This window comes from Moorena sp. SIO4G3, assembly GCF_010692305.1.
Taxonomy (GTDB): domain Bacteria; phylum Cyanobacteriota; class Cyanobacteriia; order Cyanobacteriales; family Coleofasciculaceae; genus Moorena; species Moorena producens_A.
The window spans coordinates 1-8,550 of the sequence record NZ_JAAHIG010000365.1 but is presented as its reverse complement, the minus strand read 5'-3'; the positions used below and the strand labels follow the sequence as shown (position 1 = coordinate 8,550).

General features: G+C 44.1%; 7 protein-coding genes. 3 read left to right on the top strand and 4 right to left on the bottom strand.

The features are described from left to right. Positions 1 to 398: 398 nt before the first annotated feature. Entirely contained in the window at positions 399 to 2,546 is a 2,148-nt protein-coding gene (locus F6J99_RS36640) for an NACHT domain-containing protein (RefSeq protein WP_293120606.1), read from the bottom strand. 622 nt (positions 2,547 to 3,168) lie between these two features. On the opposite strand from F6J99_RS36640, the gene F6J99_RS36635 reads away from it, so the two are divergent. Next, positions 3,169 to 3,432: a type II toxin-antitoxin system HicB family antitoxin gene (locus tag F6J99_RS36635; protein ID WP_293120604.1), complete on the top strand. Its 264-nt coding sequence runs from the start codon at positions 3,169 to 3,171 to the stop codon at positions 3,430 to 3,432. 59 nt (positions 3,433 to 3,491) lie between these two features. Here F6J99_RS36635 and F6J99_RS36630 read toward each other — a convergent pair whose 3' ends face one another. The 3 genes from F6J99_RS36630 to F6J99_RS36620 all read right to left on the bottom strand — a co-directional run bounded on the left by F6J99_RS36630 (position 3,492) and on the right by F6J99_RS36620 (position 7,201). Further along, the gene (locus F6J99_RS36630; protein ID WP_293120602.1) at positions 3,492 to 3,842 is read right to left on the bottom strand and encodes a hypothetical protein; all 351 of its coding nucleotides are present in this window, start codon (positions 3,840 to 3,842) and stop codon (positions 3,492 to 3,494) included. Between the two features lie 253 nt (positions 3,843 to 4,095). Beyond that, entirely contained in the window at positions 4,096 to 6,000 is a 1,905-nt protein-coding gene (locus F6J99_RS36625) for a tetratricopeptide repeat protein (protein WP_293120600.1), read from the bottom strand. A 73-nt stretch (positions 6,001 to 6,073) separates the two neighbouring features. Beyond that, positions 6,074 to 7,201, bottom strand: a complete 1,128-nt coding sequence (locus tag F6J99_RS36620) for a hybrid sensor histidine kinase/response regulator (protein WP_293120608.1) — start codon at positions 7,199 to 7,201, stop codon at positions 6,074 to 6,076. A 458-nt stretch (positions 7,202 to 7,659) separates the two neighbouring features. Here F6J99_RS36620 and clpS point away from each other — a divergent pair, with 458 nt between their 5' ends. Continuing rightward, positions 7,660 to 7,980 carry an ATP-dependent Clp protease adapter ClpS gene (clpS, locus tag F6J99_RS36615; protein WP_293120598.1) on the top strand — a complete coding sequence of 107 codons (321 nt, stop codon included), beginning with the start codon at positions 7,660 to 7,662 and terminating at the stop codon, positions 7,978 to 7,980. A gap of 4 nt (positions 7,981 to 7,984) precedes the next feature. Next, complete coding sequence (locus F6J99_RS36610) at positions 7,985 to 8,287, top strand: DUF2103 domain-containing protein (RefSeq protein WP_293072083.1); 303 nt, start codon at positions 7,985 to 7,987, stop codon at positions 8,285 to 8,287. Positions 8,288 to 8,550 lie beyond the last annotated feature (263 nt).

Sequence of the window (8,550 nt, the reverse complement as noted above, 5' to 3'; positions counted from 1 at the left end):
TACCTCAAAGTCCCCCTTGATAAGGGGGATTTTGAGGTTGAGAAGCGTACCTCATACATCCTAGAAACGCTATATCAAGTCTGCTTGAATATCTATAATTAAGGAGAGGCTGCGGAGATAGGGAGATGGGGATATTTTTATTAAGCGATGCAGCGCGGTCTTGGGGGTTTCCCCCATGAGCGACTGCATCAAGACAGGATAATTATCCTGACTTGAGATAAAAAATAAAATAGTCTAGGCAGTTTGATAAAACAGGAAAGTGTGGAGATTGTGGTAAGTGGGGGGAGTGCGATCGCACTTGGGGGGATTCCATAAAAGTCTGCCGATTGATCAAGAAGAATAGGACTTACTGAGTTTAGTTGCGCCCCCCTGCCCCCCAATTTTGGGGGGAAATGATGTCAAAGTCCCCCAGAATTGGGGGATTTAGGGGGCAAATGCGTAAGTCCTGTTGTCGCAAAGTGCTCCCGCAACAAATCGTGGATAAATCGATAGCGTCCACCCACTTGCTTGATCAGGCAGCGTTCTGTGGCATAGCTCAGGAAATCGGCGTAATTCCAGGGGATTGAACCACTGCGCCAGAGAATGAGGCGGAGGACGAAGTGCTGAATGACAGGTCTGCCAGCATATGAAAAGCCAATTAACATTGCCATGCCAGAAGCACGAATTAACATGCTGAGTAGTTTAACATTCTCTCCTAATACTAGATCAGGTAATACAAACAACAAGAAAGTTCCAGGGAAACTAATTAAACTAAGGATAACGGTATTTTTAGCGGATTCTTTAATCACCTGATTGGGTTTATTTATGGTTTTTACTTCTTCTCCACTCAGCCCTCTAATCAGCCCATAAAGCAGCCCTATAATCAGCCCTCTAATTAGCCCAACACTCAGCCCATAAAGCAGCCCATAGATCAGACCAACACTCAGCCCATAAATCAGCCCATATATCAGCTCTTCAATTATTTTTTTTCTGTCTTTCCATGAAAGTGTAATAGTTTTAGAAAGATCTATTTTTTTAAAAAATCGCCCATAAAGCACCCCATAAACCAGCCCAACACTCAGATCAAAAATCATTGAAAAAATCAGCCCATAAATCAGCCCCAGACTCAGCTGATACAAACCCTTTTTTCGGGATTTATTCAACATATCCGGCTGCATTTTTTCAATCCAAAACTCCGTTTGTTGTCCCTCCTTCAATCGTTTAGCAAGCCAGCCTAACCAGCGCCTTGTTTCCTCTTCTGAATAACCTCGACGGTTATGGGATTCCTTTAGTTTACGGTCAATGTAATCCTCAAATAACCTTTGACGGCATTGGTTCTGATAGTCTTCCTTTGCTTTAGGATCCTTAAACTCTCTCTCTACTGGCTTCAAGCCATCGGGATAAGCCAGGGGAATTAAATGTAATAGTAAGGGCATTCTGGCTAACTCTAGCAACCCATCTGAATCTTGCTGAATTCCTGGCCAGAGGTGGCGACAGTTTAACCGTTTTAAATAATTTTCTATCTGCTGATCCGTCAAAGGTTGCAGACAGACTGCTCCCCGCATCTCCAGAATTTGCTCACCAGCAAGGTATTCTTCTTCACGACAGCAGACCACAATTTGAGGAACGTCTTTGAGAAACTGATTTAATTGCTGAACACATAACTTCTGCCGCTCTAAGCCCAACTCATCCAAACCATCGAGAAGAGGTAACAACTGACCAGTTTTAATCCACTCTTCAGTAATCTCTTTGCGGAGATTATAACGAAACTTTAAATTAGCCGCTAACCATTCAGCAATGGGCTGCTTGTCATCTTTCCAATCAGAAAGTTCAGCAATAATTGGAATAGGTTGGTTTTCCTGCTGCTGGGCACGTGTAATTAAATCCTTGGCCAAATCCAACAGCATCGTGGTTTTTCCAGAACCGGGCGCACCAAGAATCAACAGTTTCCCAGCAATATCTTCTTGGTTAAATACCTCAATAACCTTTTGACCTGGTTCAGAGTCTGTAGTTACTCGACGAAACGTGAGCAACTGTTTCCACCATGGAGGAGATTTTCTAGGATTCACAGTAATTTTTTCTGGACGACCCACTTGCTCTCTCTTGTCTGCCATTACCAACTTAATCAAGTGGTCATTGTGCAGGGAGTCATCAAGGCTCATGTTAACTTCAGCTGCCATTGCTCCCAGCAAATCCCTGCGCCATCGCTGTAACTTTGCCTTTGGAATCTGTCTAGAGATTTTAGTTTGCTTTCCTGGCCTAGTTGTCAGCAAATACCCAATTGTAGGTAAGGCGAAGAGGTAACCAATACCTAAAATCCAGTACACTTGTTGGAACCACTGGGTATCCTGTTCTGCTGATTTTTGAGAAACTAAATTTTCTGCTTGATGAGCTAAGAATACATAAACTATTACGCATACAGCAATTACTACAATTTTGCCCAAGAGAGTTTTTGGCTGCTCAAAGCGATTGTTCAAAAGTCCGAGAATACAGATAAGTAGTCCTAGTAGTAACTGGAGTAGTCTTTGAAGGACGTTGGGATTGGTCAGAAGTTCAGCAAGGTTCATCTCTGAAGCTACCTCTGTTTTATCACTCTATGAATTTTTTACGAATTATCGATATAGCCAGTAAGATCAAGTCTGCTTGAATACCCATAATTAAGGAGAGGGTGGGGAGATAGGGAGATGGGGAGATAGGGAGATTTTGATTAAGCGATGCAGCGCGGTCTTGGGGAGGCAGCGCGGTCTTGGGGGTTCCCCCGGAGACGAAACCTTAGACAGTTGAGCCTTTATGGTTGGTCGGCTATGCAGAAAAGGGGTAAAACTTATTGATTAAGGCTCAACTGTCTTACGGTAACTTCTAACCATGAGCGACTGCCGTGGTTTCCCCCATGAGCGACTGCATCAAGACAGGATAATTATTTTGACTTGATATAAAAAAATTAAATAGTCTACGCAGTTTTAGAAAACAGGAAAGTGTGGAGATTGTGGGAAGTGGGGGGAGTGCGTTCGCTAGCCAACGCCCTTCGGGCTAATCGCTTTCTAGCTATAGATGGTGCGTTACATTTCAGCGCGAAGCACCCTACAAGATCGATCGCACTCAAAGTCCCCCTTATTAAGGGGGATTTAGGGGGATCCCTTTGTAGCTTATGGGAGATATAATGGCTATAAAACATCTAATAAAATTTTTATGAAAGCAGAGTTTACCGCCATCATTGAGGCAGCAACAGAAGGGGGATATTGGGCGATTTGTCCTGAAATTCCTGGTGCGAATGGTCAAGGAGAAACGGTTGCAGAAGCTAAAGAAAGCTTGAAAAATGCAATTAAATTGATTTTTGAAGATCGTTTAGCTGATAGTCGTCGAGGATTACCCAAAGAAGCAATCGAGGATACAATTTCCATACACTGGCGGTGCGTTACGGGACGGGCTATTCCAAGCCTGGCTACGAAGTGAAAAATCAGGGTGAGCCCATCCCTAACACACCCTACGCACTTACTGATTGCTTACCTATATTATTTCAATCTCTCACCATCATTGAGCAATTGATTTTCCAGTTTCAATAGGTCTTCTCGATTGACTACATCATCACTAATTTCAAGGATAGGATTTGCTGATGAAAGGTTGTTGTTGAAGAGATTTTTAATTTCTGTTTCACCAAGAAACCTTCCTTGCTCAAAGAACCGTTGACTGCTATTTGTACTATCAACAAAGAAGCCACGTGACTGTTGGGGAAATTTGAAGTCAGATGGCAATGACTGAGCCTGGACATTAGAGACGATGCCAGCAGTTAAGGAAACAACTGTCAAAGCTAGGGTTGTCTGTTTCCCAAACCTGGGAAGGATCTTAGTTAGGGTCGGTTTCATGATGTTAGATTAATTTTTTGCACCTACTTAAAAATCCAAGTATTTGGCTAGCCATTCCGGAATCTAGTCATAAAAATACAAATTTAAGTCAGGTGGGCAAAGTCATCTGATCTAGAATAGTAATTTAAACGCAACGGTTTTTGCCAACCCTACAAGCTAGCTACAGTCAGGTGGGCAAAGTCATCTGATCTAGAATAGTAATTTAAACGCAACGGTTTTTGCCCACCCTACAAGCTAGAAGCTAATCCTCTACTTAAATAGAATCCAAATATTTTGCTAGCAATTCCGGAATATAGTCATAGCCATCTACGCCAATGACAGGAATAATTTTTGACCGTTGCTGTGCTAAAAGGGTTTGGAAGCCTTCTTGCCCCATTTGTCCTTGCAAAATACTTAACAACCCAGCTGGTTTGCGCCAATCCTCAGACCCAATTTGCTCTAATAGATAGGCTCCTAAACTAGCGGTATAAATCACTTTCTGCCAATCTTGCTGGCTGTAGCAAGCTTGGGCTAGGTAGGCCAAATTCACCCCTTGTAAGTACAAATCCCCAGAAAATTGGGCGGCTTGCCAGCCTTGTTCTAAAAATGCGATCGCTTTTTGATACTGCTCAACCACCACATGGGCAATTCCCAAACTACTGAAACACAAGGCTTTACTTTGCCCAACCCCATAACTCCCTGCTGGAGAATCCCCCAATCGTTCTAACAATAATCGACCTTGTTCTAAATAGTTAATAGCACTCTCATACACTTCTAGTTCTGCTTGTTGGCTATCCTGAGCTTGAAACACTTCACTGTAGCCGAAATTCACGAGAGCATTCGCTTCTCCTAACCGGTCTCCAGCTTGACGAGCCAGTATTAATGCTCGTTGACTATAGTTAATGGCATCAGCATAATTCTCTTCCTCGACACAAATCCGACTGAGGTGATTGAAATTAGCAATTTCACACAGTTTATCCCCAGCCTCACGGGCAATCTCTAAAGCTTCCTGATGGAAGCTATTGGCTTGGTCATAGGCTCCTTGGGACCAAAGGGAATAACCCAACAAGGTTAGAATCCTGGCTTTCTCCTCAGTTCGGTCTACTTGCCGCAGGGGTTCATCTAGGTAATTCAGGGCATCTTGGAGATAGTTGCCGCTAAAGTTAGCAAACACACCACCGTAGAGAGGGAAGTAGTCCCGTTGGGCAAAAGTGCGCAGAATTTGCAGACAAACCTGAAAACAGCCATTTGCTATGGCATTTCCGTAGCTACTAATTGCTGTCTGGTTCAAAACATTAGCTAACCTAGACCAAATCACAGCAAATACGATAAAGGTAGAAATCGATAACTTTGCTCCCATCTTGGAGTCATATACCATTTTATCGAACCAATTCACCAGTCCTCGCTGCAAGCACTGGAGAATCACAGCTAATTCCACCCAAGCTTCTAGTTCCAAACTGGGTTGAGTATCTGCCCATTCATGGAACGATTGATTTAGCGCTAGACTTTCAAATAAAGACTGGGGTAACGGGCTATCCACCTTTTTCGCCCACAGCCCCCAAGGGCCACGCTGTTCCGGAGTCCCCTCAAATCCCAGTGAGCCTCGACTTTGGTCATAAATCCAACTGACCAGATAATCTTCCAAGCGTTGCCAAGATGCCAAACCTGCCGTAATCCCAGCGGCCAGTTGTCCAAGGTCTGTAGCAGTATCAGATTCAGAAGCTTGTTGTGCCTGTTGCTTTAGGGGTTTAGCCAGGCTCGCCAGTTGTTGTAACGTCAGGGGTGGCTGTTGATTGGGGTCAATCACTCGCAATAAAGCCGTAAAGCGCTCAGCCGGTTCAGCAGTAGTAATGGATTGAATAGCGCTAGTGATAGTTTCAGAAACTCGGTTTTCTTCCTGCCACTGTTCCCATTCACCACGAATCGTATTAAGCGCCCTGAGTTTCCGAATTGCCTTCGCTTGCTTCAATTCACTTTTAGGATTGTCTACTTCTGCCTGAGTCATATCGAAGCGCTGATCAAGGCAACGTTCAAAAATTTCCCCGGTGCCAACCGTAACCCCCTTGACCAACATCTGATAGACCTGGGATTTAGAACGGATCTTCCCCTTCAGGGTAGTTTTGACAATGTCATCGATTAACTCAAAATAGCGATCGCCCAATCCCATCTCGTTAGACATAACCTTTTGCCTGATCAGTGCCGACTTTTCTCAAAAATAGCTCAAAATCAGAATAGACTTCTGGCCAGTCTAGTTAACCGTCAATATGATTAGGCAATTTTACGGTAAACAAAGTCCCCTTACCCAACTCAGACTTAACGTTGATCGTTCCTTGATGAGCTTCGAGAATTCGTTTGGACAGATATAGTCCTAAACCACTACCTGAGCGTTTGTGGCTACCCTGGCGAAACCGTTCAAATAACTGTTTTTGGTCTTCTGGGGATATACCAAAACCAGTATCTTCCACCTCAATCACCACCCACGACTGATTCCCTTCACTAGTCTTGGAACTATTCCTCAGACGAACGGTCACAGAACCATTGTCAGTGAATTTAATCCCATTTCCCAGCAAATTGGTGAACAATCGGTGCAATTCTAAGCGATCGCCCATCACTATCGAGTTAAGCTGCTTCGCGGTCTGATAGTCCAAAGACAGTTTTTTATCACGAGCTAGGGCAGACAGTTCTTGGATGACTTCCTCAATAACCTGTTGCACAGGGATGGCAGAGAAAGACAAATACTTCCGACCAGCTTCATAGCGATAGACTTCTAGTAACGTATTCACCATAGTCAGCAAATTGTGGTTACTGCGAGTCATGGTGACTATGGCTTCCAGGACTGGAGGGGGAATTTCTCCCAAAGCTCCCTGCTGCATCAGGTTTAGGATGCGATCTGCTGCTACTAAGGGGGTGCGCAAGTCATGGGTAAGCCGAGAGACAAAATCTTCTCGTTGGCGAGCAATTTCGTCCCGTTCATCTACACTATGTTTGAGGCGCAAAAGCGATCGCACTCTGGCCAGCAATTCATCCACTTCTACTGGTTTACGAATAAAATCATCCGCCCCCATATCCAGTCCTTTGACCACACTCGGATGATCATAAGCGGTGATCAACAAAATTGGTATAAACGGTAACTTGGGATTGGTTCGGATGCGCTTGGTCACTTCAAAGCCATCCATTTCTGGCATCATTACATCCAATAGCACCAATTCCGGCGGAGATATCTCTATTTTCTCTAGGGCAACCCGACCATTCTCTGCCAAAGTAATGTTGTACCCTTCTTCTTCTAAAAGCGTCTGCAGTAGAAACAAGTTGTCAGGGGAATCATCGACAGCCAAAATTTGATCTTTTTTGGAAGGGCGGGTTAGAGGTAAAGCATTCATTGAATCATTTGTTGGTAAGTCACAAGTGGAAACCCCTGTCATTCATGTATAGCAAGGGAAGCATGGTGAGCGGACATAGTCTTTTGCTTGAAAGGGACTTCGGAGCAGGGAGCAGGGAGCAAAAGATCTCCTAAGCTTTGCTTCGACTGCTATATAGGGAGCGGGCTAATTAGCTGGGTCGGCAAGCCATTGCACACAGCCCCTCAGCAACTTCCCCCTTACACAAACAGCAGCCTGAGTTCGCTTCAATATGGCAAATTGTCCTTTACAGGCAAAGAAAAAATTGCCCATAGCCAAGGTGGTTGAAACCCTTAGGTATTAAAGGCTTAGTCCAATTTTTGATTTTCCTTGTTTCTCAGCGTCACTATGCAGGGCGTTTCAATTTTTGTAAACTGGAAGGAATGGTTTGACTTTAAACTTAATTTTTTGTAAATTATTCTGGTAACCTATGTGCGAATATGGTAAGATTAGCAGCTTATAAAGCTACATTTGCTGCACCAGTCAAAGCTCCTGAACGCTCTGGTCAAGTTACCCGAAAACCTTATCCCAACTATAAGGTAATTGTGTTAGACGATGATTTTAACACATTTCAGCATGTTCACGACTGTCTGGTCAAGTATATCCCTGGGATGACAAATGATCACGCCTGGGAACTAACCCATCAGGTTCACAACGAAGGTCAAGCCATTGTTTGGGTCGGTCCCCAGGAACAAGCGGAACTCTACCACCAACAGCTTTCTCGTGCTGGCTTAACCATGGCTCCCTTGGAGGCTACATAGTATTATGAGCCAACCCAAAGACGGCAGGCTGGTTTGGAATCACTCTACCCACATTCAGGGTCTCATTCCAGTTCTGCAACGACTCACAGATTACCCCGGTATTCAAACCATTACCCCTGCTGTCCTTGGGCGGGCAAGAAGTCACTGTCCTAAATTACAGTTAAAAGTATCAGTGCCAATTCGTGGGGGATTCAAGGTGATTGCCAGGTCTGGTAAAAGCTTTCAAGAGGTGTTCATCCTCACCAACTTGAGTAAAGTGGAACTAGAAAAAGCGATCGCTCAATCACTAAAACGATTAAAACGATAAGATAAAGCATGTTGTAGGGTGGGCATTACTTAAAATCAACCCCCAACCCTGGCAGAATTCATCTGAGCAATGCCCACCAACCAGGATATATTAGGCCTGTTTCCAACTCCCAAACATTCCGGAATTCACATTAGTCTTTGCCCACCGGTTGTTATTGGTGGGCATTGCCCATGTCATTGATAGCTGTTCAATCATGATATTCCGAGAGCAATGCCCACCCTACGATTTAAGGTTTAATTCGCGCATTCTTAATTCTTCATTCT